At 58.8% G+C, this 26,704-nt stretch carries 19 protein-coding genes; 14 read left to right on the top strand and 5 right to left on the bottom strand.

Going from position 1 to position 26,704, the window contains the following annotated elements:
- Positions 1-74: 74 nt before the first annotated feature.
- Positions 75-512 (top strand): YhcB family protein, encoded by a 438-nt coding sequence (locus tag HYE77_RS10940; RefSeq protein ID WP_003216019.1) that lies wholly within the window; start codon positions 75-77, stop codon positions 510-512.
- 198 nt (positions 513-710) lie between these two features.
- Here the strand turns inward: HYE77_RS10940 and HYE77_RS10935 are convergent, their stop codons facing one another.
- The 3 genes from HYE77_RS10935 to HYE77_RS10925 form a co-directional block, all read right to left on the bottom strand.
- Entirely contained in the window at positions 711-2,435 is a 1,725-nt protein-coding gene (locus tag HYE77_RS10935; protein WP_003216018.1) for an ABC transporter ATP-binding protein/permease, read from the bottom strand.
- A 100-nt stretch (positions 2,436-2,535) separates the two neighbouring features.
- Positions 2,536-3,096 carry a response regulator transcription factor gene (locus tag HYE77_RS10930; RefSeq protein ID WP_003216016.1) on the bottom strand — a complete coding sequence of 187 codons (561 nt, stop codon included), beginning with the start codon at positions 3,094-3,096 and terminating at the stop codon, positions 2,536-2,538.
- Positions 3,089-4,351: an ATP-binding protein gene (locus HYE77_RS10925; protein ID WP_003216013.1), complete on the bottom strand. Its 1,263-nt coding sequence runs from the start codon at positions 4,349-4,351 to the stop codon at positions 3,089-3,091. Before HYE77_RS10925 ends, HYE77_RS10930 begins: the two co-directional genes overlap by 8 nt.
- Before the next feature lie 206 nt (positions 4,352-4,557).
- Here HYE77_RS10925 and HYE77_RS10920 point away from each other — a divergent pair, with 206 nt between their 5' ends.
- From HYE77_RS10920 to HYE77_RS10860, 13 genes are all read left to right on the top strand, one after another.
- Complete coding sequence (locus tag HYE77_RS10920; protein ID WP_003216012.1) at positions 4,558-5,271, top strand: SIMPL domain-containing protein; 714 nt, start codon at positions 4,558-4,560, stop codon at positions 5,269-5,271.
- Positions 5,272-5,571: 300 nt separating this feature from the next.
- Positions 5,572-8,919, top strand: coding sequence for a dermonecrotic toxin domain-containing protein (locus HYE77_RS10915; RefSeq protein WP_177068782.1), 3,348 nt, complete (start codon positions 5,572-5,574; stop codon positions 8,917-8,919).
- Positions 8,920-8,980: 61 nt separating this feature from the next.
- The gene (locus HYE77_RS10910; RefSeq protein WP_177068781.1) at positions 8,981-9,349 is read left to right on the top strand and encodes a hypothetical protein; all 369 of its coding nucleotides are present in this window, start codon (positions 8,981-8,983) and stop codon (positions 9,347-9,349) included.
- Positions 9,346-11,718, top strand: coding sequence for a hypothetical protein (locus tag HYE77_RS10905; RefSeq protein WP_218174546.1), 2,373 nt, complete (start codon positions 9,346-9,348; stop codon positions 11,716-11,718). The genes HYE77_RS10910 and HYE77_RS10905 overlap by 4 nt, the downstream gene beginning before the upstream one ends.
- Before the next feature lie 135 nt (positions 11,719-11,853).
- The gene (locus tag HYE77_RS10900) at positions 11,854-13,455 is read left to right on the top strand and encodes an ABC transporter substrate-binding protein (protein WP_177068780.1); all 1,602 of its coding nucleotides are present in this window, start codon (positions 11,854-11,856) and stop codon (positions 13,453-13,455) included.
- 258 nt (positions 13,456-13,713) lie between these two features.
- Positions 13,714-15,342: an ABC transporter substrate-binding protein gene (locus HYE77_RS10895; protein WP_003216000.1), complete on the top strand. Its 1,629-nt coding sequence runs from the start codon at positions 13,714-13,716 to the stop codon at positions 15,340-15,342.
- Between the two features lie 364 nt (positions 15,343-15,706).
- Positions 15,707-17,251, top strand: coding sequence for an ABC transporter substrate-binding protein (locus tag HYE77_RS10890; protein WP_371132888.1), 1,545 nt, complete (start codon positions 15,707-15,709; stop codon positions 17,249-17,251).
- Between the two features lie 171 nt (positions 17,252-17,422).
- Positions 17,423-18,820: an OprD family porin gene (locus HYE77_RS10885; RefSeq protein ID WP_003215995.1), complete on the top strand. Its 1,398-nt coding sequence runs from the start codon at positions 17,423-17,425 to the stop codon at positions 18,818-18,820.
- 81 nt (positions 18,821-18,901) lie between these two features.
- Positions 18,902-20,500 carry an ABC transporter substrate-binding protein gene (locus HYE77_RS10880; protein ID WP_003215993.1) on the top strand — a complete coding sequence of 533 codons (1,599 nt, stop codon included), beginning with the start codon at positions 18,902-18,904 and terminating at the stop codon, positions 20,498-20,500.
- A 74-nt stretch (positions 20,501-20,574) separates the two neighbouring features.
- A complete protein-coding gene (locus HYE77_RS10875; RefSeq protein WP_003215992.1) occupies positions 20,575-21,585 on the top strand; it encodes an ABC transporter permease subunit in 1,011 nt (336 codons plus the stop codon).
- A gap of 10 nt (positions 21,586-21,595) precedes the next feature.
- Complete coding sequence (locus HYE77_RS10870) at positions 21,596-22,507, top strand: ABC transporter permease subunit (RefSeq protein ID WP_003215991.1); 912 nt, start codon at positions 21,596-21,598, stop codon at positions 22,505-22,507.
- A 10-nt stretch (positions 22,508-22,517) separates the two neighbouring features.
- A complete protein-coding gene (locus HYE77_RS10865) occupies positions 22,518-23,486 on the top strand; it encodes an ABC transporter ATP-binding protein (protein WP_003215989.1) in 969 nt (322 codons plus the stop codon).
- Positions 23,486-24,457 carry a peptide ABC transporter ATP-binding protein gene (locus tag HYE77_RS10860; protein WP_003215987.1) on the top strand — a complete coding sequence of 324 codons (972 nt, stop codon included), beginning with the start codon at positions 23,486-23,488 and terminating at the stop codon, positions 24,455-24,457. Before HYE77_RS10865 ends, HYE77_RS10860 begins: the two co-directional genes overlap by 1 nt.
- Positions 24,458-24,569: 112 nt before the next feature.
- Here HYE77_RS10860 and HYE77_RS10855 read toward each other — a convergent pair whose 3' ends face one another.
- Complete coding sequence (locus HYE77_RS10855) at positions 24,570-24,845, bottom strand: hypothetical protein (RefSeq protein ID WP_003215984.1); 276 nt, start codon at positions 24,843-24,845, stop codon at positions 24,570-24,572.
- A gap of 168 nt (positions 24,846-25,013) precedes the next feature.
- Positions 25,014-26,597 carry a peptide chain release factor 3 gene (locus tag HYE77_RS10850; RefSeq protein ID WP_003215978.1) on the bottom strand — a complete coding sequence of 528 codons (1,584 nt, stop codon included), beginning with the start codon at positions 26,595-26,597 and terminating at the stop codon, positions 25,014-25,016.
- Between the last annotated feature and the right edge of the window lie 107 nt (positions 26,598-26,704).

The raw sequence follows: 26,704 nt of genomic DNA, 5'->3' as shown, positions 1-26,704 counted from the left end.
CGAGCTTAATCGCGGTATACAGCGCAGGTCCGAGCCGTTAACGTAAAGCAAAGCCGTTTATAGAGGAAGGACTCGTGGAACACTCGCTCTTAGTTTGGTTGTTGCCGACTCTCGCCTTGGTTGCCGGTGTCGCCATTGGATTCCTGGTTGCCCGCCTGCTGCCGAATGCCGCGCCTAACCGCACGCAGCGTCAGCTGGATGACATTCAGGAACGTTTTGACAGTTATCAGAACGAGGTTGTTACCCACTTCAACAGCACCGCGACCCTGGTGAAAAAGCTCACTCAGAGCTATCAGGAAGTACAGGATCATCTCGCCGAGGGTGCCAACCGCCTGGCCCTGGACGACATCACCCGCCAGCGCCTGCTGGCCGCGCTGCATTCCGATGCACCGCACGCTCCACGGGAACGCCTGACCCCTCCGCGGGAAAATCAGGAACCGCCACGGGATTACGCGCCAAAAACGCCAAATGCCCCGGGGATGCTGGATGAGCATTACGGCTTGAAGAAGTAATAGCTTTTCAAGCGGCATAAAAAAGCCCGGCTGATCGATGATCAGCCGGGCTTTTTTGTTGGAATCAGGTCGACCAGACGACACTGATCCAATGTGGGAGCGGGCTTGCTCGCGAATGCGGTGGGTCAGTTAATACATCGGGTGACTGACACACTGCATTCGCGAGCAAGCCCGCTCCCACATTGACCGCGCCCTGCCTCAGGACACGGGTTGTTCTTGTAGCTGCCCGTTCTCGATCCGCACATGCCGCCCATGGAAACGCTTGAGGCTGCTGCGGTGCCCGACGCTGACGATGCTCAACCCCGGCAATTCATCGATCAACGCCTGATACAGCGCCGCCTCATCTTCCTCGTCCATCGCCGAGGTGGCCTCGTCCATGTACAGCCATTGCGGTTCAAACAACAACGCCCGCGCAAACGCCAGGCGCTGTTGCTCACCCGGCGACAGCATGCGCTGCCAGTGATTGGCTTCGTCCAAGCGTGGAATCAGGTGCGCCAGGCGGCAGGTTTCCAGGACCTGTGCATAACGTTGCGCCGGGTACGCGCCCTCCTCCTGTGGATAACTCAACACACCCCGCAAGGTACCAATCGGCAGGTACGGCTTTTGCGGCAGGAACAGATAACGCTCGGCCGGCAAGCGGATGTTGCCGTGGCCGTTTGGCCAGAGATTGCCCATGGCCCGCAGCAAGGTTGACTTGCCGCTGCCGGAACGCCCGCTGAGCATCAATCGCTCACCCTCGGCAACCGTCAGGTTGGCGCCATCCAGCAGGTGACGACCATCCGCCAGATCGAGGCTGAGGTTGCTCATCTGCAAATTGCCGCCCTGGCGTTGCAACTCGATGCCCATGTTGCGGCCTTCGTTTTCTTCCATCGCCTCGCCAAAGCTCAGCAGACGATCACAGGTCGCACGCCAGCTGGCCAACACGGTGTACGCGTCGACAAACCAGCTCAGGCTGCCCTGCACGCTGCCAAACGCACTGGCCACTTGCATCAGCACGCCCAGCTCTATCTGGCCGGAAAAGTAACGCGGCGCTGCCACCACAAACGGGAAGATGATCGCAATCTGCGAGTAACCACTGGTGAAAAAGTTCAGGCGCTTCTTGAGCTGCATGATGCTCCAGAAGTTGCTCCACACCCGCCCGAAACGTGCACTCAGTTGCTGGTGTTCATTCGGCTCGCCATTGAACAGCGCGATGCTTTCCGCGTTCTCGCGCACTCGCACCAGGCTGAAACGCAAGTCGGCCTCGAAGCGTTGCTGGCGGTTGCTCAAGCCGATCAGTTTTCGACCAATCAAGTGGGTCAACCAACTGCCCAGCACGGCATATACCAGTGCCGCCCAGAACATATAGCCGGGAATCGTGATGCCCCAAACCTCGATACTGCCGGACACGCCCCACAGGATCACCGAGAACGACACCAGGCTCACCAGGTTACTGATAAACCCCAGGCCCAGGCTCAGGGTGCTGCTGGTAAAGGCGTTGAGGTCTTCGGAGATACGTTGGTCGGGGTTATCGGTGTAGCCGCCATATTCCAGGTGGTAGTAGTTCTTCTCGCTCAGCCACTTGGCGAAGTAGGTTTCAGTCAGCCAGCGCCGCCAGCGGATGGTGAGCATTTGCTGCAAATAGGAAGTGAACACCCCGGTGACGATCGCCACCACGGCGATCACGCTGAAATACATCAGCAGGTGGGTGAAGGCGTCGTAGTCCTTCTTTTCCAGGGCGTTATAGAAGTCGCGGTTCCAGCTGTTGAACCACACCGACACGGCCACACTGAACAGCGAAAGCCCCAGCACCACCAGCAACAACAGCCAGGCCTTGAACTTCTCCTCACTGCGCCAGTAGGGGGTGATCAGCGCCCAGACTTTCCTTAAAAATTGCCCACGCACCGCGTCATTGACCGCGGAATACTCAGCGTTCTGATTCATTGTTCAGGCTCGGTAGGAAAAAAATAACAGGCGTTTGAACCGATCATAGACGATCGGTTCAGGGCTCCGTGCGGCCTGAAGCAGATTGTTCAGTCGCCGTTCAACGTCGAACCGGGCGTTTCTGCAACTTGCGCTGCAACGTTCGACGATGCATGCCCAGGGCGCGGGCCGTGGCGGAGATGTTGCCTTCGTGCTCGGTCAACACCCGCTGGATGTGTTCCCACTGCAGGCGGTCCACCGACATCGGGTTTTCCGGCACCAGGGTGTCGAGGTCAGCGTGCTCGGAGAGCAAGGCGGCCAGCACGTCGTCGGCATCTGCCGGCTTGCACAGGTAGTTGCAGGCGCCACGCTTGATCGCCTCGACGGCGGTGGCAATGCTGGAATAGCCGGTGAGGATCACCACGCGCATTTCCGGGTCCAGCTCCAGCAGCTTGGGCAGCAGCACCAGGCCGGAGTCGCCGTCCATTTTCAGGTCCAGGGCCGCGTATTCCGGCAGGTCGGCCGTGGCGATGGCCAGGCCTTCCTCGGCGGAACCTGCGGTGCTGACGCGAAAGCCACGACGGCTCATGGCGCGGGCCATCACGCGGGTAAAGGTGGCGTCGTCATCTACCAGCAGCAGGTGCGGCAGTTCTTCGCCTTCGACTTGGATCTCGTCACTCATCGATGTCTCCTCGTGCGACACGGGGCAGGCGCAGCTCGGTGAGCGTGCCGCCTTCCTCATGACTATAGAGTTTCACTGAGCCGCCCGCGCGGGTCACGCTGGCCTTGCTCAAAAACAGGCCCAGGCCGAAGCCTTTGCCCTTGGTGGTAAAGAAGGGCTTGCCGATCTGCTCGGCAATCGCCAGCGGCACACCGGCGCCGTGGTCGCGAATGCTGATGGTGAAGTCTTCCGCATCCCAGTCCAGGGTCACTTCCAACCCTTCCGGGCAGGCATCGGCGGCGTTGTTCAGCAGGTTCAGCAGCGCCTGGGTCAGGTCCGGCGGCGGTGCCATGCGCGGCACCGTGCCCTGGCCCAGCAGGTGAAACCGGTAACTGGCTTCGGGACGCATCAGGTGCCAGCGGTTCAGGGCTTCGTCCAGCCACTGGGTGACGTCTTGCATCTCCACCGCCAGGCGGCGATTGGCCTCGGCGGCGCGCACCAGCTGCTGCAAGGTCAGCTTGCACTGCTTGACCTGTTCCTGCAGCACACTCAGGTCGTCTTGCAGGGCCGGGTCGTGGTGGTCCTGGGTCATTTCCTTGAGCAGTACGCTCATGGTCGCCAGCGGCGTCCCCAATTCGTGGGCCGCGCCGGCGGCCTGGGTGGCAACGGCCAGCAGCTGCTGGTCACGCAGGCCTTCTTCACGGCGAATGGCGCGCAGTTCTTCCTGGCGGCGCAGCTCTTCCGCCATTCGTGCGGCAAAAAAGGTGATGACCGCCGCCGACAGGGCAAAGCTCAGCCACATGCCGTAGATCTGCAGGTTTTCCCGGGCGATGGGGAAGGTCTGCAACGGGTAGAACTGTGCCAGCAGCAGGGTGTACAGGGTCAGGGCAATACCCGACAGCACCACCGAATAACGCCACGGCAAGGTCACCGCCGCGATGGTCAGTGGCACCAGGTAATAGGACACGAACGGGTTGGTGGAGCCGCCGGAGAAGTACAGCAACACGCTGTGGATAAACAGGTCGCAGGCCAGTTGCAGGGCGTATTCCAGCTCGGTCACAGGCCACGTGGTGCGCAGCCGGATGACGGTAAATACACACAGCACCGTGGAGAAGCCGAGGGTCACGGCCAACTGCAACCAGGGCAGCGGCAGCAGTTTGAACCAATAGGCGAGCCCCACCGAACCGGCCTGTGCGGCCAGCACCAGGGTGCGGATGAACGTCAGGCGCCAAAGGTTCTGGCGGGTGGCGGAAGTCAGTTTTACGGCGGCGAGCATGAGCTCTCCCGATGAGCGCTGCAGGCGGATCGCACGGAGTATAAACGAAGCGACAGCGCTGGCACGGCGTGTGTGGCTCTTTGACGCAGGGGTCAGGATCATGACCGTTCGTCGGCATCCGCCAACTTGTAGCGAATGTGTAAACCCGAAGAACTGAAACCTTGCGTCTACAGTCTTACCGAACACGAACATCTCAAGGAGCTTACATGTCTCGTTTCATTCGCAGTGCAGCCACCCTCACCCTCGGCGCCGCTACCCTCGCCAGCCTGCCGGCCATGGCCGCTGACGAACTGCATTACAACCAGATTTCCCTGCGTGCCGAAGTCAGCCAGGAAGTGGCGCGCGACCAGATGATCGTCACCCTGTACACCGAGTCGCAGAACACCGACCCGGCCAAGCTTGCCGCCGAAATCACCACCACCATGAACAAGGCGCTGGCCCAGGCCCGCGAAGTCAAAGGCGTGACCCTGCGCCAGGGTAGCCGCAACAGCTACCCGATCTACGACAACAAGAACCAGAAAATCACCGGATGGCGTGAACGCGCTGAGCTGCGCATGGAAAGTGCCGACTTCGCCGCCCTGTCCAAGCTCACCGGCGACATGCTGACCAACCTGAAAATGGACAGCATGGACTTCGCCATCGCCAACCCGACCCGCAAGGCCAGCGAAGATGCCCTGCTTAAAGAAGCGGTCACCGCATTCAAGGCCCGTGCCCAACTGGCCACCGATGCGCTGGGCGGCAAGGGCTACAAGATCGTCAACCTGAACTTCAACACCAACGGTTATCCACAGCCGTATGCACGTGGCGGGATGATGATGAAAGCCGCAGCGATGGATTCGGCACCGACGCCGGAAGTCGAAGCCGGCACCAGCCAGGTCAACATGACCGCAGATGGCGTGATCGAAGTCCAGATGCCTTGATCGAGCGGTACCCCAGTTGCAATGACGCTGCCCACGGGCAGCGTTTTTTTTTGCCTGCGCACTTCATTCAAGAAGTATCAGCGGTAATAACCGGATATCAGCTTAAGAAAATACTCAATGGCTGAGAGTGTTCTGGTCCACACACCTTGAAGCGCACCGGCGATAAATCTTTTCAGCTTATAACCCGCGTAATGGCGAACTACATCTTCCCCATCAAAGAACGGAACACGCCTACATGCTGAACCACCTATGGCGGACATCACATCATTCCTGCACACCATGCACATCAGGATTTGTCATATGACCACCATAGGTTCCATCGCGGCAAACAACGGCTTCTTCCTTGATACCCCCTCCTCGGCAGGTATTGCCGAAGAACAGGGAAAACCCCGCCAAGGTACGGATACTTCACGGCAGACATATTCGCCAGGGCAGCCCGTAAAGGCAGCCGATCGGGCCACCGACACTCCCGCATCACGACCCCGCCGTCACACTCACGACGTGTTGATCCCGGGATTGCCATACAACAAGACAGTCGAAAACTACATTCGCAGTGCAACGACAGGGTTCGAGACGCCCCTGGAAAGCACCGCCAACCTTATCAAGGCCGAAATCAAGAAAAAGTGGGGCGAGGACGTTGATCCGGACAACACGTTTATTACCACCTTCAACTACGACCCGACACGGGGAAGGCCTCCTCGCAATGCAAAGGTACTGAACCGGATAACCTTGACCCAGGCGGCCCTGCAAGATGTGCAGAAAAAAAACAACACCGATGAACACCAGACGCCCGAGGAAAAAACACGCACGACCCTGCATACCTGGCTGGAACGGCTACTGACGTTTTCGCCGCTGGGCCAGGCGGGGCTTGCCATTGACTCTGCCGTCAATGCCCAGCAGACCTATGAGTTTATATACCGCGCCTCCCCGCCCGGCCAGCGCCAGCAATACAACGAGTCGATGCGGATCAAAAAGACCCCGGAGCAATTCAGGGAATTGGTGTGGAACACCGAACGCGCCGCGCCGTATAAAACATTCCTGGATACGTTCTGGCCCAGCCACGAAAGCAAATACACGGCATTGACCAAGGCCTCCTTCGTTGCCGCCATCCTGCTCCAGGAAAAGACCGGCAGCCTGAGCCCAAGCGACAAGGAACTGGCGCTACGCGCAGCGAACTTGACCACCGATAAAGACTGGTCGAACCTCCGCGTCGAGGACCTGAAAGCCTCTGCCGCCCAGGACCCAGGCCTGGAAATGGGTCTGCTCAGCATCAACGGTTTTCAATCTTCGGACCTGCTGTACATCACCGACAAAAACCCCAAGGTCACCGATGACGGCAAGATCATCAGCCCCACGCTTTTGTATATTCCCGGCAACTCGTCGCCTATTCATCGCTTTGACAGCCAGGCCCAGATGAAAAACTGGCTGGCTGAGCAAGCTGCCGACCCCACCAAGCGCGAAGCCCTTTCAACCCATTTCACGCTGCGTGACCAGGCCGACCGGACGTTCTCCGACGGCGTGAACCAGACACTGACCGGGCTGGGTGGCTGGCACCGCAAAGACGCGCCGGATGCCGATGTGTTGGAGCGCCTGAATGAATTCAACCCGCAGACTTTCATCACCACCGAACCCCTCGCCCAGGACCCATTCGAGGCCATTACTGCCCGCCAGAAAGATCGCTCGTACAAGGATGCCGAGACCCAAATCGTCACCGACAGCGACGTGACCAAAGCCAACATCCTCAAAGGCCTGGAAACCGCCACCAAGGTCGCGATGCTGATGACGCCGCTGGCACTGGTGATGCCCGAAGTCGCCGTGGCCCTCGAGGTGTTCTACGTCGCCTCCGGCGTAGCGGAGGCCGGTATCGGCATCGATGACGTCAAGCACGGCAAGAAAGGCGGGGCCGACCATATCGTGTTCGGAGTGCTCAATGCGCTGCCGACGGTGGCTTCGGGCGCAACTTCACTGGTGGAGAAAGGGATAGAGAGGGCCTCGAAAGCCCTTGAGTCCTCCACCCGCATCGCCCTCACGCGCGAAGTCGAGCCGGGAGCTGCAGGGGCAAGCGTGCTGGTACCTGAGGGCCTGTCCGCAGACCAGACCTTCCTGATCAAGCGTGCAACCCATACCGATGTAGTGGTCGGGGATGACGTTTACCGCTACGACCCCGCACAACCGGACGCCTTGACCAAGATGGGGCCTACCGAGCATGCCGAGCCGCTGGAGGATTTTGAAGCCGTTTGTGCGCCGGTTGGGCGCCGCGTAAAGCGCAACATTGACAGCTTGTGCTACACAAAAATGATCGAGGACGCCGATACATCGGTCGCTCAAGACGCCCAGGCACTTGAGCATCGGCGTCTCTTGCCGGGCGCCCCAACGCAGGAAGGCGCGCGGACCGTGGTGCATGAGCACAGGCTGTATAGAGTGAGCGACACATCCAGCCAGGAGCTGATGTCGGTGCCCGGGCACACGCCGGTTACCTACCGCAACCAAACCAGCGGGGTGGTGCTCAATGAGCCGGACTTCGGCTATGAAGATATCGGTCAACCACGGGCGCTCAACCAGGAAACCGTGGTTGTAAAGCTGGACCAGATCAGTGATCTCAGTGATGACCAGCGCGTCCTGAGGGGCATAAAAATACCCTACGCAGGAATAGATTATGTGGTGGTCGAGGGCGATACCGGCATTTACTACGTGGCCGAATACGACGGTTCGAACCCTGCGCTCAACTTTCAACGCATCGCCGCAAACACCGATCCGGCCAGCCGGGACATCATCAGGCTGCATGACGAGTACAAGGACCTCTATCGTGACATTTCCGGAAAAACCCACAATAACGATCTGGTGATACTGCCCTCCCTGGACTCACTGGCAAAAAAACTGAGCCTTGAATACAACTTCACACCCGATCAAGCCACCCAACTGGACCGAGTCCTGGCCGGACTGTCCGATGAGAAGAAACGTGAAGTTCTACTGGCAGTCTATGCCTGGGACAAGAAGGTAGAGGTGGCCGCCAAGACCATACAACTTGAGCCCCTTCAAAAGCCTCACTATTTCGGGCAGCTCACGGTCAACGAGCAAAACAAGGCCTACGCCCGTTGGGGCAAGAGAACGGTGGAGGAACAGTTCCAGACAACCGGTATACGGTCGGCCAACCAGAAAACCCTGGCCGATGCCGGTAACAGTCTGCGCAGCGACGTGGCCAATGAAATAGTGACCTGGCTATACACTCGAACCGGCGCGCCCAACTACTCGGAGGTCATCCTGAAAACGGGGGCCGGCAATTGCGACCAGATGGCCAGGGTCGCCACCGATACCGTTAACGCCAGTGGCGGCTTTGCCCGCATTGCACAAGTGCAGGGACACACCTTCAGCGTGGTCGGCGGCCCCGCAAGTCAGCCTAACCTCTTGACCGCTGGATTTGCCGAGCCCGAATGGGCTGATGCGTGGATAGTGGACACATGGGCCGGTATCACTTGTCCGGCCAACGAGTACCACGGCCAATTCGCACAACGCATGCAGGAATGGAGCGACGAGGGCCGGCAAATCCTGATCGGAGATGGTGGTACGCCGCCTCGGCACGTCTGGAGCGATCCTATGGACCCGCGGTGGATACAGTCCACCGTTTATGGCGGCGCACAGGTGTTTTAAGGCGATCGCCGCGACGCAGGCGCTTATCTCAACCTGGGTAACCCGAACGGCGGCAATCGTGGTGACCGCCGTTCTCGTTCGTGTAGCGTTCACCTGCCATTTCAAGGAGCAGGACTGCAATGCCGCTGCCTTCGGGCAGCATTTTTTTGCCTGGCACTTAATTCAAGAAGTTTCAGCGGTAATAACCGGTTACCAGCTTCAGAAAATGCTTAATCGCCGGGCGTCTGCTGTTCCGGACACATTGAAGTGCGTTGGTGATAAATCTTTTCAACTTATAACCCGTGCAATGGACAACTACATCCTCACCCTCAACGAGCGGAACACGCCTGGACGCTGCACCACTCATGGCGTAGATCACCGTACTCCTCATCCACAGTTTATGGCGGCGCAGATGCGTGCAATCAACATCCAGCCAGGTAATCTGAAATGACAAGCTCAGTTCAACTTAACATTGTCCATTACCCAAAAACACCGCTACCCGGTACGACTCAAGAACAACGTACCGAGGCGCTGGAACGGATACCGCCAACGCCATTGAAGAGTACCGATATTTATGAAACGGACAACGTTGGCACTGCCGCCAGGAACGAGTCTGATATCTACAAGGCAACCATTTACGGACCCGACTTTGTTCACGCGCCAGGCGATGGGTATATCTACAATGAGCGAGAGGCTCATATCGATGCCTATGCCAATCGTGTAAAGACGCAGATCGAAAATATAGAAAGTGGCACTGAAGGCGAACGAAACGTCAAGTTCCAGAACGTGCGCCTGTTCATGGACCCCGCAGGATACTTCAGTGGGGGTTTATTGGCAGCCGGGTTCGACCCGCATGAAAAGTTCACGGTAACGTTCAATACCTATGTCGGTATGGGCACAGCACAAAATCTCTCTGATACCCAGACACACACTTATTTCGCATGGGAAATTGCAGCGGGTGCTCTAGCGCACGACAGACCCGCACGTGGTGGGGTTTTAAATTTTCCTGAAATGGAAATAGAAAAAAAAGACCGGACAAAAATCAATGATTTGGAAGCGTTCGGCCGACAACTTCAAGCTCGCTGGGAGAAAGACATAGCCGCGCCGATGCGCGAGGGCTCCGGAACAATAGCAGAGCGATCGGGAAAAGCAGACGCCTATGTAACACGGGGCACGTTGCTGAGCCTTCGTAGTGACACGGAAAATTTCGCAAGGTTAAGCCCTGCCGGCCAGGAAGCGGTGAATCGCACGCTGGACAAGAATGGGCAAGTGATTATCCCCAATATTTACGGCTACCCCATGAGCGGGTATGCCTTTATCCCCTACACGCCTTACGATGGCAATCCCGCCAATCGCCCCAATCAGGGAGTCATGATCGACTTGAAGAACGGCGCTGTCCGCGAGATAAAAGGCGATGAAGAATTTGCGAACTGGGCCAAAGACAATCGTGATGAATTGATGCGCCGTTTCAATACCGGTGATATGCAAGGGGGACACAATGCCCACTGGCCACCGGCCGGGGCGGTGCTCGACAGCCTCATCCAGGATAATCGGTCGCGATATCCGGGGTACGAACACTGGTACAAAGATAAATCCGTGCCGGTACGAGAGCTATTCAACTACACCGAATCGCGAAAAGCAGGTTATGGGCTGCAATTTGGCGATCTGAACAAAGGTATCGCCCCCCACTATCAGGAGCAGAACGCCAACAATGCGGTGTGGGCCGACCAGACGGATGTGTTTGGTGCCTCGCAGCAAGCCTGGAAGTCGGTGAAAGACACCTGGGGCAAAACCTTTGGTAATCTGCCCATTGTTGGCAATATAGGCAATATCGTGTTTGGCGTGCATGACAGCCTCTATGGCAAGACCGCAGGCGAGCGCACAGGGGGAACTGCTGCGGCCGTCATCTCAAGCCTGATGCTGGCACACGAAGTTGCACCCGGTTTGGTCGAGGCGAGCCTGGGTGAAACTCCGATTACGTTCAACTCCACCGTTACTGAAGACTACCGCTGGAACTATAATTCGCAGAAGAGCGAATTTGAGCTGACACGCGTTTCGAAAGTATCCGGCGATAGTCATCCGGACCCGTCTTTAAATGAAATTGAGTCGAGTGGACCAGAGGCCCCCCCGGCATCTATCAACGTAGACGGCGTCGAACTGCCGCCCCTGAAAACGGTTAAAAATCTGCCGGTCGGCGAAGCCCTTTTTTCTACTGCTGAAAAAACCAGTATTCTCAGTGGAGAAATAGATAGCCTGAACACTATCAACGATAAACTTTACACGTTCGTGGATGTGAACAAACAAGGTTCGGCCCAGCGATTGAACATACTGGTACACGGTAAAGTCGATGAGACTACCGGGGTCGCAAAAGTTTCTTATGATGGAAAGCTCAATAGTCCGGATGAATTGCTGGATACGCTTCACAGCAAAGGGATCCATCCGGAAGAGTTCGACAACGTGCGCCTGCTGTCATGTGACTCCGCAACCGGTGGGGATGCTTCGTTTGCCGCTCAATTCCAAAAGTTGATTGGCCGCCCTGTCAAAGGTTATAGCGGTACCTTGACCGCCAACCTGTCCCCGGAACAAGTAAAAGCAGCCATTGATAAAGTAGAACACCTCTACCTGGAGAACTTATCCGCACAAAAAATCCCGATCACCGACAACGTCCGTACCGCAGTAAGAGCTCAGGCTGAACAGTATGTCAGCGAAGAAATGGCGCGGATCAAGAAATTCAAGCCGTCAAAGAACAACCCGTACTGGAATCCGTTCAAGTGGTGGGCGTTCACTTATAAACCCGAACACTTTCCGGCCAAATCGTAGCGACCTGGAATAGCCGAATCCCGGAGACACTGGGGCCTCGCATGCTTATCTCTACCTGAGTGACAAGAACGGCGGTAACCTCGGTGACTGCCGTTTTCGTTCGGGCACTATTTGCCTGCCACTTCAGGGGTCTCCATGGAAAGAATCACCTTAAAACCGCTGCTCCTTGCTGCCGGCCTGCTGGCATTCATGCCCATGGCCCAGGCAGCCGGCACCCTGGTCTACTGCTCCGAAGCCAGCCCCGCCGGCTTCGACCCCAGCCAGTACACCAGCGGCACCGATTTCGATGCCTCCGCCGAAACCGTGTTCAACCGCCTGACCCAGTTCAAGCGTGGCGGCACTGAAGTCGAACCCGGCCTGGCAACCAATTGGGACGTGTCCAAAGACGGCCTGATGTATACCTTCCACCTGCGCGATGGCGTCAAGTTCCACACCACCGACTATTTCACCCCGACCCGTGATTTCAACGCCGACGACGTGTTCTTCACCTTCCAGCGCCTGCTGGATCCCGAGACCCCGTTCCGCAAGGCCTATCCATCGGAGTCGCCCTACTTCACCGACATGGGCTTGAACACCACGATCAAGAGCGTCGAAAAACTCGACGAGCACACCGTGCGCTTCAACCTGAACAACGTTGACGCCTCCTTCGTGCAGAACCTGGCCATGAGCTTCGCCTCGGTGCAGTCCGCCGAATATGCCGCGCAGTTGCTCAAGGAAGGCAAGGCCGCGGACATCAATCAGAAGCCGGTGGGCACCGGGCCATTTGTGTTCAAGCGTTACCAGAAGGATTCGCAGATTCGCTACAGCGCCAATAAACAGTATTGGAAGCCCGAAGATGTGAAGCTCGACAACCTGGTGTTCTCGATCACCCCGGACGCCGCCGTGCGCCTGCAAAAGCTCAAGGCCGGCGAGTGCCAGGTCAGCGGTTACCCGCGCCCTTCCGACATCGAAGTGATGAAGCAAGACCCCAACCTGCGGGTTCTTCAGCAAGCCGGCTTCAACCTGGGCTTTCTCGCCTACAACGTGACCCACCCGCCCCTGGACCAGCTCAAGGTGCGCCAGGCGCTGGACATGGCCATCGACAAGCCGGCAATTATCAAGGCGGTGTACCAGAGCGCCGGACAATTGGCGCAGAACGCCCTGCCTCCGGCCCAGTGGTCTTATGACCCGACAATCAAGGACGCGCCCTACGATCCGGCCAAGGCGCGGGCGCTACTAAAAGAAGCAGGGGTTGCACCAGGTACCACCCTCAACCTGTGGGCGATGACCGTACAACGCGCGTCGAATCCCAATGCCCGGATGTCGGCGCAGATGATCCAGCAGGATTGGGAAAAGATTGGCATCAAGGCCAATATCGTCAGCTATGAGTGGGGCGAGTACATCAAACGCGCCAAAGCCGGCGAGCACGACGTGATGATCTACGGCTGGACCGGCGACAACGGCGACCCGGATAACTGGCTCGGCGTGCTCTACAGTTGTGCCGCGGTGAAGGGCAGCAACTATGCAAAATGGTGTAACCCGGCCTACGACAAACTGGTGCAGCAGGCCAAGGTCAGCAGCGACCGCGAGCAGCGCATCAAGTGGTATCAACAGGCACAAAAAATCCTTAAGGAACAAGTACCTATAACGCCTATCGCAAACTCGACGGTTTTCCAGCCCCTGCGAAAGGAAGTGCAGGACTTCAAGATCAGTCCTTTTGGACTCACTCCCTTCTACGGCGTCAGTCTGAATAAGTAACAGCCGCGCCCCAACCGAGTGCGCCAGACGCCTCGGTTGGGCATTCCTGGTGCAGCCCTCGCACCGAAAAAAACCCTCAAAAGTGCGTAAATGTGTCTGAACTTACACATATGCGACATTCGTGTACGTTCGTACCACTGTTTAGCCGTTGTAGGCTCTCAACATCTTGCATTGGGTATGGGCCCTGCATAAGTATCCGCAGGTCGACTCACGAGGTCGCCCTCACTACCAAAAATGACAACAAATCATGAGGCCAACATGCTTAAACACGCAGTCATTCCGTTATTAGTCAGCGCCGGTTTAATGGCTGCTGCACCTTTCGCCCAAGCGGCGAGCAACCTGGTGTTCTGCTCCGAAGGGAGCCCGGCCGGTTTTGATCCAGGCCAGTACACCACCGGAACAGACTTCGATGCTTCGGCCGAAACCATGTTCAACCGTCTGACCCAGTTCGAGCGCGGCGGCACCGCTGTTGTTCCTGGGCTCGCCACGACCTGGGACGTTTCCCCGGATGGCCTGACGTACACCTTCCACCTGCGTGAAGGCGTCAAGTTCCACACCACCCCGTACTTCAAGCCAACTCGTGAATTCACGGCTGACGACGTACTGTTCACCTTCAACCGGATGATCAATAAAGACGATCCGTTCCGTAAAGCCTACCCGACCGAGTTCCCGTACTTCACGGACATGGGTATGGACACCAACATCAAGAACATCGAGAAAGTCGATGACCACACCGTCAAGTTCACCCTTGGCACCGTGGACGCCGCCTTCATCCAGAACCTGGCAATGAGCTTCGCCTCCATCCAGTCGGCTGAATACGCCGCCCAGCTGTTGAAGGAAGGCAAGGCACAGGACATCAACCAGAAGCCAATCGGCACTGGTCCGTTCGTGTTCAAGAGCTACCAGAAAGACTCCAACATCCGTTACACCGGCAACAAGGATTACTGGAAACCTGAAGACGTGAAGATCGACAACCTGATCTTCGCCATCACTACCGACCCGTCGGTGCGTATCCAGAAGCTGAAGAAAAACGAATGCCAGGTGACCCTGTTCCCACGTCCGGCCGACCTCAAGGCGCTGGGTGAAGACAAGGACCTGAAACTGCCGCACCAGGCCGGTTTCAACCTGGGCTACATCGCCTACAACGTAATGCCGGTCCTCAAGGGCCAGACCGCGCCTAACCCGCTGTCCGACCTGCGCGTGCGTGAGGCCCTGGACATGTCGGTGAACAAGCAGCAGATCATCGACTCGGTGTACCAGGGCGCAGGCCAACTGGCTGTCAACGCCATGCCGCCAACCCAGTGGTCCTATGACACCACCATCAAGGATGCGCCGTTTGATGTGACCAAAGCCAAGGCTTTGCTCAAGGAAGCCGGCGTCAAGGAAGGCACCGAGATCACCCTGTGGGCGATGCCGGTCCAGCGTCCGTACAACCCGAACGCCAAGCTGATGGCCGAGATGCTGCAGAACGACTGGAAACAGATCGGCCTGAAAGTGAACATCGTCAGCTATGAGTGGGGCGAGTACATCAAGCGTTCCAAAGGCGGCGAGAACCAGGCCATGATCATTGGCTGGAGCGGCGACAATGGTGACCCGGACAACTGGCTGAACGTGCTGTTCGGCTGCGATTCCCTGGCCGGCAACAACTTCTCCAAGTGGTGCGACAAGAAATTCGACGGCATCGTGAAAGAAGCCAAGGCGACTTCCGACGTAGCCAAACGCACCGAGCTGTACAAGCAGGCGCAACATATCCTCAAAGATGCAGTCCCGATGACACCTATCGCGCACTCGACGGTGTATCAACCCATGCGCAACAACGTGCAGGACTTCAAGATCAGCCCATTTGGCTTGAACTCCTTCTACGGCGTGAGCGTAAGCGGCAAGTAAGGATCTCTGGCGGCGACGTTTCATAACGTCGCCGTTATTGCATCCGCCAAGACCGTAGGAAACAGACCACCTCCGCACACGCTGCCGTCCTACGGCAGCTAACTGCGAATCGCGGCTCCGTTACCTACAAGGTCTGTCAGATTCGTTGCATTTACTGCCCGGCTCCCGACCCATAACGTCGTGGTACGGCAGACGCATCGTCTCTGTAGGGCAACTGCCGTTGTGGGATCAGTGTTGTCGCAAGGTCGTGAATGACCTTGCGATTGCTCACTGACGAAAACAACAAACAAGGATCGGGATTGTTATGCGCCATACCACCGTTCTATCCGCGATATTTGGCACCAGCCTGCTGGCTGTGGCCTCGATGGGCCAGGCTGCCGATAAAAAGAGCCTGGTGTTTTGCTCCGAAGGCAGCCCGGCGGGCTTCGACACCGCGCAATACACGACGGCCACCGATAACGACGCCGCCGAGCCTATCTACAACCGCTTGGCCGAGTTTGAAAAAGGCGCGACCAATGTCGTACCGGGCCTGGCAACCCGTTGGGATATTTCCGAAGACGGCCTGACCTATACCTTCCACCTGCGTGAAGGGGTGAAATTCCACGGCAACAAGGACTTCAAGCCGACGCGCGACTTCAACGCCGACGACGTGCTGTTCACCTTCAATCGCATGCTTGACCCCGAACACCCGTTCCGCAAGGCCTACCCCACCGAGTTTCCGTACTTCAACGGGATGAGCCTGAACAAGAATATCGCCAAGGTCGAGAAAACCGACCCGCACACCGTGGTGATGACCCTGAACACGGTCGACGCCGCGTTTATCCAGAACATCGCCATGAGCTTCGCCTCGATCCTGTCGGCTGAATACGCCGACCACTTGCTCAAGGTCGGCAAGCCCAGCGACATCAACCAGAAGCCGATCGGCACCGGGCCGTTCGTGTTCCAGCGCTACCAGAAAGACTCGCAGATTCGCTACACCGGCAACAAACAGTACTGGGACCCGAGCCGCGTGAAGCTCGACCAGCTGATTTTTGCGATCAACACCGACGCCTCGGTACGGGTGCAAAAGCTCAAGGCCGGCGAATGCCAGATCACCCTGCACCCGCGCCCGGCCGACGTCGAAGCCCTGAAGGCCGACCCGAACCTGCAACTGCTGACCAAGCCAGGCTTTAACCTCGGCTACATCGCCTATAACGTGCGGCACAAGCCCTTCGACCAGCTCGAAGTGCGCCAGGCCCTGGACATGGCGGTGAACAAGCAGAGCATCCTCAACGCCGTGTACCAGGGCGCGGGGCAACTGGCGGTCAACGCCATGCCGCCGACCCAGTGGTCTTACGACGACACCATCAAGGACGCCGCCTACAACCCGGAAAAAGCCAAGGAATTGCTCAAGGCTGCCGGCGTGAAGGAAGGCACCGAGATCACCCTGTGGGCGATGCCGGTACAACGGCCGTACAACCCCAACGCCAAGCTGATGGCCGAAATGCTGCAAAGCGATTGGGCGAAGATTGGTCTCAAGGTCAAGATCGTCAGCTATGAATGGGGCGAGTACATCAAGCGCACCAAGAATGGCGAGCACGATGTCAGCCTGATCGGCTGGACCGGCGACAACGGTGACCCGGACAACTGGCTGGGCACCCTCTACAGCTGCGACGCCATCGGCGGGAACAACTACTCAATGTGGTGTGACCCGGCGTACGACAAGCTGATCAAGCAAGCCAAGGTCGTCACCGACCGCGAACAAAGGACTGTTCTATACAAACAGGCGCAGCAACTGCTCAAGCAGCAGGTGCCGATCACGCCAGTCGCCCACTCGACGGTCAACCAGCCGTTAAGCGCCAAAGTCGAAGGTTTCAAAGTGAGCCCCTTCGGCCGCAACGTGTTCTCGGGCGTCAGCATCAACCCATAAAAAGATAACCGGATTGCGCAGGGCGAGCATTCGCCTTGCTGCAAACGTGCAGCCTTATTTCGGGTTTTACCCATGGGCAAACGTTTGCAAAGGCTTGAACGAGTTACACACCCAATAGCCGGTTCACCTAAAAAGACCGGCATTAAAAAGAGAACCAAAGGAGCTTCACCCATGAAACTGAGCAGCACCGCGCTACTGGCCCTGGCCATCAGCAGCATCACGGCTAACGCCTACGCTGATCCTGCAAGCCAGGACTTCGTTCCAACCACACTGGCCGGCACCAGCGCCCAAAGCGAGGCCAAAGGCTTTATCGATGGCGCAAGCCTGGGCGGTACAACCCGTAACTGGTTCTCCAACGAACAGCGCTTCCGTGGCAGCAAGTTCACTTACCAGAAGCACGGCGAAGCCCGTACTGACAACTACCGTACCAACTGGGTGCAAGGCACCATCCTCAACGCCACCTCGGGTTTCACCCAAGGCACCGTTGGCGTGAGCACTGAAGTGGCGGTCTACAACGCTCTGGTCCTGGACCGCAGCAAGCGCGACATCAAGGGCGGCTCCAACCGTACCCTGGCCGACTCCGACGGCGACGCTGTAGACCAGTGGAGCAAACTGGGCCTGGCCAACGTCAAGTTCCGTGTCTCGAACACCACCTTGACCGCCGGTCGCCAGAACTTCAGCAGCGGCATCATCGACACCATCGGTAACCGTGCGCTGCCTTCGAGCTTCGAAGGTGTGAGCTTCAACAGCGAAGAGTTCAGCAACCTGTCCTTCCAGGGCGGCGTGTTCGACCGCGTTTCGCCACGGACCGAGCAGAGCCTGTCGAAATTCCGTACTGAATACGGCAATGGTCGCCAGGAAACCGACAAGGTCAACACCCTGGGCGTCAACTACCAGCCGTTCAAGAGCCTGAAGACCAGCCTGTTCGCCGCTAACGTGGAAGACTTCTGGAACCAGTACTACTTCGGTGCTACCCACGAACTGGGTGACAGCCAGACCCTGTCCCTGACCACGGGCCTGAACTACTACAAGACCGTCGACGAAGGCAAAAAGTTGATGGGCAAGATCGACAACGACACCTACTCGCTGTCGTTCGGCCTGACCCACCAGGCTCACAGCCTGACCTTCTCCTACCAGGCCGTGAACGGCGACGAGTACTTCGACTACCTGCACGAAACCAACGGCATCTACCTGGCCAACTCCCTGACGTCCGACTTCAACGGTCCGAACGAGAAGTCCTTCCAGATCGCCTACGGCATCAACATGGCCGAATACGGCGTGCCGGGCCTGAAGTTCAACGTCTACTCGGCACGTGGCTGGGGTATCGACGGTACTCACTACACCGGTGACGGCGGCCGCGCTGGCTTTGCCTACAACGGCATTCAGGCCCAGGACGGCGAGAAGCACCAGGAATACGGTGTAGGCGCGGCTTACGCGATCCAGAGCGGCGCACTCAAGGCCACCACCATTCGTGGTACCTACGTGACTCACCGTGCCAGCGCCAACCAGGCTGACGGCAACCTGCGTGAGTTCCGCCTGGTGACCACCATCCCGTTCAACATTCTTTAATCAGCGCCAGGTCGGCGGCGGGCTCAGGACGGGCCCGCCGCCTACGCTTGTCTGGTCCAATCGATTGCAGAGGGCTCTTAGATGAAAATGCTCCCGTTACAAGCTGCCATTGCCGCTGCGCTGTTGAGCGTCGCTGTCGGCATCTCGGCCAAACCGTTGGTCGTCTGCACCGAAGCCAGCCCGGAAGGCTTCGATCCGGTCCTGTACACCACGGCTGTCACCGCCGACGCCGCGGCCGAAACCATCTTCAACCGCCTGGTGGACTTCAAGCCCGGCACCACCGAGGTGATCCCGGCGCTGGCCAAAGACCTGCCCGAGATCAGCGCCGACGGCCTGACCTACACCTTTCACCTGCGTGACGACATCAAGTTCCACACCACCGACTACTTCAAACCCACGCGCAACATGAACGCCGACGACGTGCTTTGGAGCTTCCAGCGCCAGCTGGACCCGAATCACCCGTGGCACAAAAAGTCCAACGTGGGCTACCCATACTTTGAAAGCATGGGCTTCAAGGAACTGCTCAAGAGCGTAGAGAAGACCGATGACCACACCGTGGTCTTCACCCTGACCCGCCCTGAAGCACCGTTCCTGGCCGACCTGGCCATGGCGTTTTCCTCGATTCACTCCGCCGAATACGCCGACCAATTGCTCAAGTCCGGCAAGACCGACGACCTGAACGCCAAGCCCATCGGCACCGGCCCGTTCATCTTCACCCGCTACGCCAAAGACGCCCAAGTGCGCTTCAAGGCCAACCCGGACTACTTCCGTGGCAAGCCGCCGGCTGACCCGCTGATCCTGGCCATCACCACCGACAACAACGTGCGCCTGCAAAAGCTCAAGGCCAACGAATGCCAGATCGCGCTGTATCCGAAACCGGATGACGTGCCGAGCATGAAGGCCGACCCGAACCTGAAGGTGGCGGAACTGGCGGCGATGACCACCGCCTACACCGCCATGAACACCACCCACAAGTACATGAGCGACGCGCGGGTGCGTCACGCGATCAACATCGCGTTCGACAAGAAAGGCTACAACGAATCCCTGTACGGCAAAGGCAACGCGGTCGACGCCACCGGCCCGTACCCGCCGACCCTGCTGGGTTTCAGCGACAAGCTGAAAAACCCGCCCCGCGACCTCGACAAGGCCCGCGCCCTGCTCAAGGAAGCCGGCGTACCGGAAGGCACCGAGTTCACCCTGTTCACCCGCAACGGCGGCGGCCCGACCAACCCCAACCCAATGCTCGGCGCCCAGCGCATGCAGGCGGATCTGGCGCAGATCGGCCTGAAAGTGAACATCAAGGTCATGGAATGGGGCGAAATGCTCAAGCGCGCCAAGAATGGCGAACATGACATGGTCTCCGCCGGCTGGGCGGGGGATAACGGGGACCCGGATAACTTCCTCACCCCGAACTTGAGTTGCGATGCAGCGAAAAACGGCGAAAACTACGCCCGCTGGTGTAACAAGGAGTTTCAAGACTTGATCGACAAGGCGCGCGCCATCGCTGAACCCACCCAGCGCGCTGCACTCTATGAACAAGCAATGGACGTTTTCGACAAGGACCAACCATGGATTCCCATGGCTTACCCGAAAATGTTCACCGCCATGCGTAAAAACGTCGAGGGTTATACCCAAAGCCCTCTGACCACAAATAACTTCGCCACCACCCAGGTGAAGTAGATAAGAGACGCTCGGCACCGTCGACATTGACGGTGCCGAACCTGCCTAACCGGCTGATTGAGGTACACAACAAGATGTTTAGTTTTATTGCCCGCCGATTGGGGTTATTGATCCCCACGTTTTTCGGCATCACCTTGCTGACCTTCGCGTTGATTCGCATGATCCCTGGCGACCCCGTCGAAGTCATGATGGGCGAACGACGAGTCGACCCCGAGATGCACGCTCAGGCAATGGAACGCCTTGGTCTGAATAAACCGCTCTACGCGCAATACCTGGATTATGTCGGCAAGCTCGCCCACGGCGACCTCGGCGAATCCCTGCGCACCCGTACCAGCGTGTGGACTGAATTCACCGCCCTTTTCCCTGCGACCCTGGAACTGTCCATGGCCGCCCTGTTGTTCGCCGGTATCCTGGGGCTGTTAGCCGGGGTGATCGCGGCCTTGAAGCGAGGATCCCTGTTCGACCATGGGGTGATGGGCATCTCCCTGGCGGGATATTCGATGCCGATCTTCTGGTGGGGCCTGATCCTGATCATGTTCTTCTCCGTCAGCCTGGGCTGGACGCCAGTCTCCGGACGGATCGACCTGCTCTACGACATCGAGCCGCGCACCGGCTTCATGCTGATCGACACCCTGCTGGCCGACGAGCCGGACGCATTCTGGGACGCGCTGCACCACCTGATCCTGCCAGCCATCGTGCTCGGCACCATCCCGCTGGCCGTTATCGCGCGGATGACCCGTTCGTCGATGCTTGAAGTATTGCGTGAAGATTACATCCGCACCGCCAAGGCCAAAGGCCTGTCGCCGGCGCGCGTGGTGTTCGTCCACGGCCTGCGTAACGCCTTGATCCCGGTACTCACTGTCGTTGGCCTGCAAGTCGGCACGCTGCTGGCCGGTGCGGTCCTGACCGAAACCATCTTCTCGTGGCCCGGCATCGGTAAATGGCTGATCGAAGCCATTGGCGCACGGGATTATCCCGTGGTGCAAAACGGCATCCTGTTAATCGCCTGCCTGGTGATTCTGGTGAACTTCGTGGTGGATATCCTCTACGGCTTCGCCAACCCACGCATCCGTCACCAGCGCTGAGATCATGACCATGACCACACCTACTCCCGCGGTAGCAGTCGATCAAAGCCTGCTGTACCCGTCCCCGTACAAAGAATTCTGGCAAGCCTTTTCCAAGAACAAGGGCGCCGTTGCCGGCCTGCTGTTCATGTTGCTGGTGGTGTTTTGCGCGCTCTTCGCCCCTTGGGTGGCCCCGCATAACCCGAGCGAGCAATACCGTGACTTCCTGCTGACCCCTCCGGCCTGGCTGGAAGGTGGGCAGATCCAGTTCCTGCTGGGCACCGATGAACTCGGTCGTGACCTGCTGTCGCGCCTGATCCAGGGTTCGCGCCTGTCGTTGCTGATCGGCTTATCGTCGGTGGTGATGTCGCTGATCCCGGGGATCCTGCTGGGCCTGTTCGCCGGTTTCTTCCCGCGCCTGCTCGGCCCGACCATCATGCGCCTGATGGACATCATGCTGGCCCTGCCGTCGCTGCTGCTGGCTGTGGCGATTGTCGCGATCCTCGGCCCTGGCCTGATCAACACCGTGATTGCGATCGCGATCGTGTCGCTGCCGTCCTATGTCCGTCTGACCCGCGCTGCGGTGATGGGCGAACTGAACCGTGACTACGTGACTGCCGCCCGCCTCGCCGGCGCCGGCCTGCCGCGCCTGATGTTCGTCACCGTGCTGCCGAACTGCATGGCGCCGCTGATCGTTCAGGCCACCCTGAGTTTCTCCTCGGCGATTCTCGATGCTGCAGCCCTGGGCTTCCTGGGCCTTGGCGTACAACCGCCAACCCCTGAGTGGGGCACCATGCTGGCCTCGGCCCGCGACTACATCGAACGCGCCTGGTGGGTCGTGAGCCTGCCTGGCTTGACCATTTTGCTCAGCGTGCTGGCAATCAACCTGATGGGCGACGGGCTGCGCGATGCGCTGGACCCGAAACTCAAGAATGCCGCCTGAGGAGATTCCCATGTCACTGCTAGAAATCAAGAATCTCAATGTCCGCTTCGGCGACAAGACCGCCGTGCCAGTGGTCGATGGCCTCGACATCTCCGTCGACAAAGGCGAAGTACTGGCGATCGTTGGCGAGTCCGGTTCGGGTAAATCCGTGACCATGATGGCGCTGATGGGCCTGATCGAGCACCCCGGCATCGTCACCGCCGACGCCCTGAACTTCGACGGCAAGGACATGCTCAAGCTGAGCAACCGTCAGCGCCGGCAGATCGTCGGCAAAGACCTGGCGATGGTCTTCCAGGACCCGATGACCGCCCTGAACCCCAGCTACACCGTGGGTTTCCAGATCGAAGAAGTGCTGCGCCTGCATTTGAAAATGTCCGGCAAGCAAGCGCGCAAGCGTGCCATCGAACTGCTCGAAAAGGTGGAAATCCCGGGCGCAGCCAGCCGTATGGATGCCTACCCGCACCAGCTGTCCGGTGGTATGAGCCAACGTGTGGCCATCGCCATGGCGATTGCCGGCGAGCCGAAATTGCTGATCGCCGATGAACCGACTACTGCGCTCGACGTGACCATCCAGGCCCAGATCATGGACCTGCTGCTGGCCTTGCAGAAAGAGCAGAACATGGGCCTGGTGCTGATCACCCACGACCTCGCGGTAGTGGCCGAAACCGCCCAGCGCGTGTGCGTGATGTACGCAGGCCAAGCCGTGGAAGTTGGCCAGGTGCCGCAGTTGTTCGACATCCCGGCGCACCCGTACAGCGAAGCGTTGCTCAAGGCGATCCCCGAGCACAGCCTCGGCGCCACGCGCCTGGCCACGCTGCCGGGTATCGTTCCCGGCCGTTATGACCGCCCGCAGGGTTGCCTGCTGTCGCCGCGGTGCCCGTATGTGCAGGAGTCCTGCCGCGCCCAACGCCCGGGCCTTGACCCGAAAAGCCACAGCCTTGCCCGCTGCTTCTACCCGCTGAACCAGGAGGTGGCGTAATGGCCGTCGTACTTACCGCCCGCGACCTGACCCGTCACTACGAAGTGTCCCGTGGCCTGTTCAAGGGCCATGCCCTGGTGCGCGCACTCAACGGTGTGTCGTTCGAGCTCGAAGCCGGCAAGACCCTCGCGGTCGTGGGCGAGTCCGGTTGCGGCAAATCCACCCTGGCCCGCGCCCTGACCTTGATTGAAGAGCCGTCTTCCGGCTCGCTGAAAATCGCCGGGCAAGAAGTCGCCGGTGCCGACAAGGCCCAGCGCAAGCAACTGCGCAAAGACGTGCAGATGGTGTTCCAGAGCCCTTACGCCTCGCTGAACCCGCGCCAGAAGGTCGGCGACCAACTGGGCGAGCCGCTGCTGATCAACACCAACCTGTCTGCCGCCGAGCGCCGGGAAAAGGTCCAGGCGATGATGAAGCAAGTGGGCCTGCGCCCTGAGCATTATCAGCGCTACCCGCACATGTTCTCCGGCGGCCAGCGCCAGCGAATCGCACTGGCGCGGGCGATGATGCTGCAACCCAAGGTGCTGGTGGCGGATGAACCGACCTCGGCGCTGGACGTATCGATCCAGGCCCAGGTGCTGAACCTGTTCATGGATTTGCAGCAGGAATTCAACACCGCCTACGTGTTCATCTCCCACAACCTCGCGGTGGTGCAGCACGTCGCCGACGACGTAATGGTGATGTACCTCGGCCGCCCGGTGGAAGTGGGCCCGAAGGAAGACATCTACGCACGCCCGCTGCACCCGTACACCCAGGCGTTGCTGTCGGCGACCCCGACCATTCATCCGGACCCGAACAAACCGAAGATCAAAATCGTCGGCGAGTTGCCCAACCCGTTGAACCCGCCATCCGGCTGCGCCTTCCACAAGCGCTGCCCGTACGCGACCCAGCTGTGCAGTACCGATGAACCGGTGCTGCGACCACTCGACAACCGCCAGGTGGCTTGCCACTACGCGGAGCAATTTGTGGTCTGACGTGCAAAAAAATGCTCTGGAGGGTGAGTCCAGAGCATTCCAGTGTTCTACAGCCCTGCTTGTCGGATAGCGCATCTGTTCGGCAAGCGGGGCTTTCTTTTGCCTGCGTTACTTATGTATCGCTGTCGCCATCGTTGTAGGTGTCGCTGTCTTCGCCATCATTGTCCGGGTTCTCGGCATCGTCATCGTCCTTGGAACCGCCCTGGTTTTCGTCACCGGGCTCGGATTCACTCTTGGCCAACTGCAAGCCACCCGCCTGCACCGTCTTCGCCGCCACAAACCCCGTGCCATGGCTTTGCACAGCCGTATTGGCCCACGCGGCAGACATGCCCAATGACATCATCACCAGCACTTTGAGCAACAGCACCACACGTTGAAAGATACTCATGGTCGAATTCCGCCCAGTCAGGAGTTGAACTGCGTACGACAGCTGTCCGCCGTCGCCTTGCTTCAAACTAGTCCCGAACTGAAGTTTTCGCCAATGAAACAACCTGAATAGCAGCCAAAGAAAAAGGCGAAGCCATCACAGCTTCGCCCTCTCTTATATCGCTAACCCTTAGTGATGCTCACGGGTCGCGCGGAATTTCACATCCGGCCAGCGCTCTTCCATCAGCGCCAGGTTGACCCGGGTCGGGGCCAGGTAGGTCAGGTGACCACCGCCGTCGATCGCCAGGTTTTCCACGGCCTTGATCTTGAACTCTTCCAGCTTCTTCTTATCGCTGCAGTCGATCCAGCGCGCGGAGTACACGGTGATCGGCTCATAAGAGCATTCCACCTTGTATTCCTCTTTCAGGCGACTGGCCACTACATCGAACTGCAGCACACCGACGGCGCCGAGGATGATGTCGTTGCTGCGTTCCGGGAAGAACACCTGGGTGGCACCCTCTTCCGCCAACTGCTGCAAACCCTGGCGCAGTTGCTTGGATTTCAGCGGGTCACGCAGGCGTACGCGGCGGAACAGTTCCGGGGCGAAGTGCGGGATACCGGTGAAGCCCAGCACTTCGCCTTCGGTGAAGGTGTCACCGATCTGGATGGTGCCGTGGTTGTGCAAGCCGATGATATCGCCGGCATACGCTTCTTCCAGCTGCTCACGCTCGGAGGAGAAGAAGGTCAGGGCGTCGCCGATGCGCACGTCCTTGCCGGTACGCACGTGGCGCATCTTCATGCCTTTTTCGTATTTGCCGGAGCAGATGCGCATGAAGGCGATACGGTCGCGGTGCTTGGGGTCCATGTTCGCCTGGATCTTGAACACGAAGCCGGCGAATTTCTCTTCCACAGGCTCCACGGTACGCTCGTTGGCAACCCGGGCCAGCGGCTTGGGGGCCCAATTGACCACGGCATCCAGCACGTGATCGACACCGAAGTTGCCCAGGGCGGTACCGAAGAACACCGGCGTCAGCTGGCCGTCGAGGAATTCCTGCTGGTTGAACTCGTGGCAGGCGCCCTGCACCAGTTCCAGCTGGTCGACAAACCGGTCGTACTCGTCACCCAGGTGGGCGCGGGCTTCGTCGGAGTCGAGCTTCTCGATGATTTTCACATCGGTACGTTCGTGGCCGTGGCCGGCGGTGTACACAATGATGTAGTCGTCGGCCAGGTGGTACACGCCCTTGAAGTCGCGGTAGCAACCAATCGGCCAGGTGATCGGCGCAGCCTTGATCTTCAAGACGGCTTCGATTTCGTCCAGCAGTTCGATCGGGTCGCGGATGTCACGGTCGAGTTTGTTGATAAAGCTGACAATCGGCGTATCCCGCAGGCGGCACACGTCCATCAGCGCGATGGTGCGGGGCTCGACGCCTTTACCGCCGTCGAGGACCATCAGCGCCGAGTCCACCGCCGTCAGGGTGCGGTAGGTGTCTTCGGAGAAGTCTTCGTGGCCCGGGGTGTCGAGCAGGTTGATCATGTGGTCGCGATACGGGAACTGCATGACCGACGTGGTAATGGAAATACCACGCTGCTTTTCCATTTCCATCCAGTCGGAGGTGGCATGGCGGTCGGATTTACGGGATTTCACCGTGCCGGCCACCGCGATCGCCTTGCCCATCAGCAACAGCTTTTCGGTGATGGTGGTTTTACCGGCATCGGGGTGGGAAATAATGGCGAAAGTGCGGCGTTTCGCGACTTCGGCGGCCTGGTGGGTCATGGGAAATCGCCTGGCAGGTGAGTCAAAAAAGGGCGGCGAGTATAGCGCAAACCCGGGGTGACGGACCACCGTTCACCCCATTGGGGGTGGCTAATTGCTGCCAAGTA

The organism is Pseudomonas sp. IPO3774 (assembly GCF_013386835.1).
Classification (GTDB): domain Bacteria; phylum Pseudomonadota; class Gammaproteobacteria; order Pseudomonadales; family Pseudomonadaceae; genus Aquipseudomonas.
This window is presented reverse-complemented; position numbering and strand designations above follow the sequence as displayed.

What these genes read in the sequence shown, in the direction of transcription:
- HYE77_RS10850 (WP_003215978.1), bottom strand. Translation starts at nt 26,597, where the DNA reads ATGACCCACCAGGCCGCCGAAGTCGCGAAACGCCGCACTTTCGCCATT.
- HYE77_RS10880 (WP_003215993.1), top strand. Translation starts at nt 18,902, where the DNA reads ATGAAAATGCTCCCGTTACAAGCTGCCATTGCCGCTGCGCTGTTGAGC.
- HYE77_RS10860 (WP_003215987.1), top strand. Translation starts at nt 23,486, where the DNA reads ATGGCCGTCGTACTTACCGCCCGCGACCTGACCCGTCACTACGAAGTG.
- HYE77_RS10935 (WP_003216018.1), bottom strand. Translation starts at nt 2,435, where the DNA reads ATGAATCAGAACGCTGAGTATTCCGCGGTCAATGACGCGGTGCGTGGG.
- HYE77_RS10920 (WP_003216012.1), top strand. Translation starts at nt 4,558, where the DNA reads ATGTCTCGTTTCATTCGCAGTGCAGCCACCCTCACCCTCGGCGCCGCT.
- HYE77_RS10930 (WP_003216016.1), bottom strand. Translation starts at nt 3,096, where the DNA reads ATGAGTGACGAGATCCAAGTCGAAGGCGAAGAACTGCCGCACCTGCTG.
- HYE77_RS10875 (WP_003215992.1), top strand. Translation starts at nt 20,575, where the DNA reads ATGTTTAGTTTTATTGCCCGCCGATTGGGGTTATTGATCCCCACGTTT.
- HYE77_RS10870 (WP_003215991.1), top strand. Translation starts at nt 21,596, where the DNA reads ATGACCACACCTACTCCCGCGGTAGCAGTCGATCAAAGCCTGCTGTAC.
- HYE77_RS10890 (WP_371132888.1), top strand. Translation starts at nt 15,707, where the DNA reads ATGGGCCAGGCTGCCGATAAAAAGAGCCTGGTGTTTTGCTCCGAAGGC.
- HYE77_RS10865 (WP_003215989.1), top strand. Translation starts at nt 22,518, where the DNA reads ATGTCACTGCTAGAAATCAAGAATCTCAATGTCCGCTTCGGCGACAAG.
- HYE77_RS10925 (WP_003216013.1), bottom strand. Translation starts at nt 4,351, where the DNA reads ATGCTCGCCGCCGTAAAACTGACTTCCGCCACCCGCCAGAACCTTTGG.
- HYE77_RS10900 (WP_177068780.1), top strand. Translation starts at nt 11,854, where the DNA reads ATGGAAAGAATCACCTTAAAACCGCTGCTCCTTGCTGCCGGCCTGCTG.
- HYE77_RS10895 (WP_003216000.1), top strand. Translation starts at nt 13,714, where the DNA reads ATGCTTAAACACGCAGTCATTCCGTTATTAGTCAGCGCCGGTTTAATG.
- HYE77_RS10855 (WP_003215984.1), bottom strand. Translation starts at nt 24,845, where the DNA reads ATGAGTATCTTTCAACGTGTGGTGCTGTTGCTCAAAGTGCTGGTGATG.
- HYE77_RS10905 (WP_218174546.1), top strand. Translation starts at nt 9,346, where the DNA reads ATGACAAGCTCAGTTCAACTTAACATTGTCCATTACCCAAAAACACCG.
- HYE77_RS10915 (WP_177068782.1), top strand. Translation starts at nt 5,572, where the DNA reads ATGACCACCATAGGTTCCATCGCGGCAAACAACGGCTTCTTCCTTGAT.
- HYE77_RS10885 (WP_003215995.1), top strand. Translation starts at nt 17,423, where the DNA reads ATGAAACTGAGCAGCACCGCGCTACTGGCCCTGGCCATCAGCAGCATC.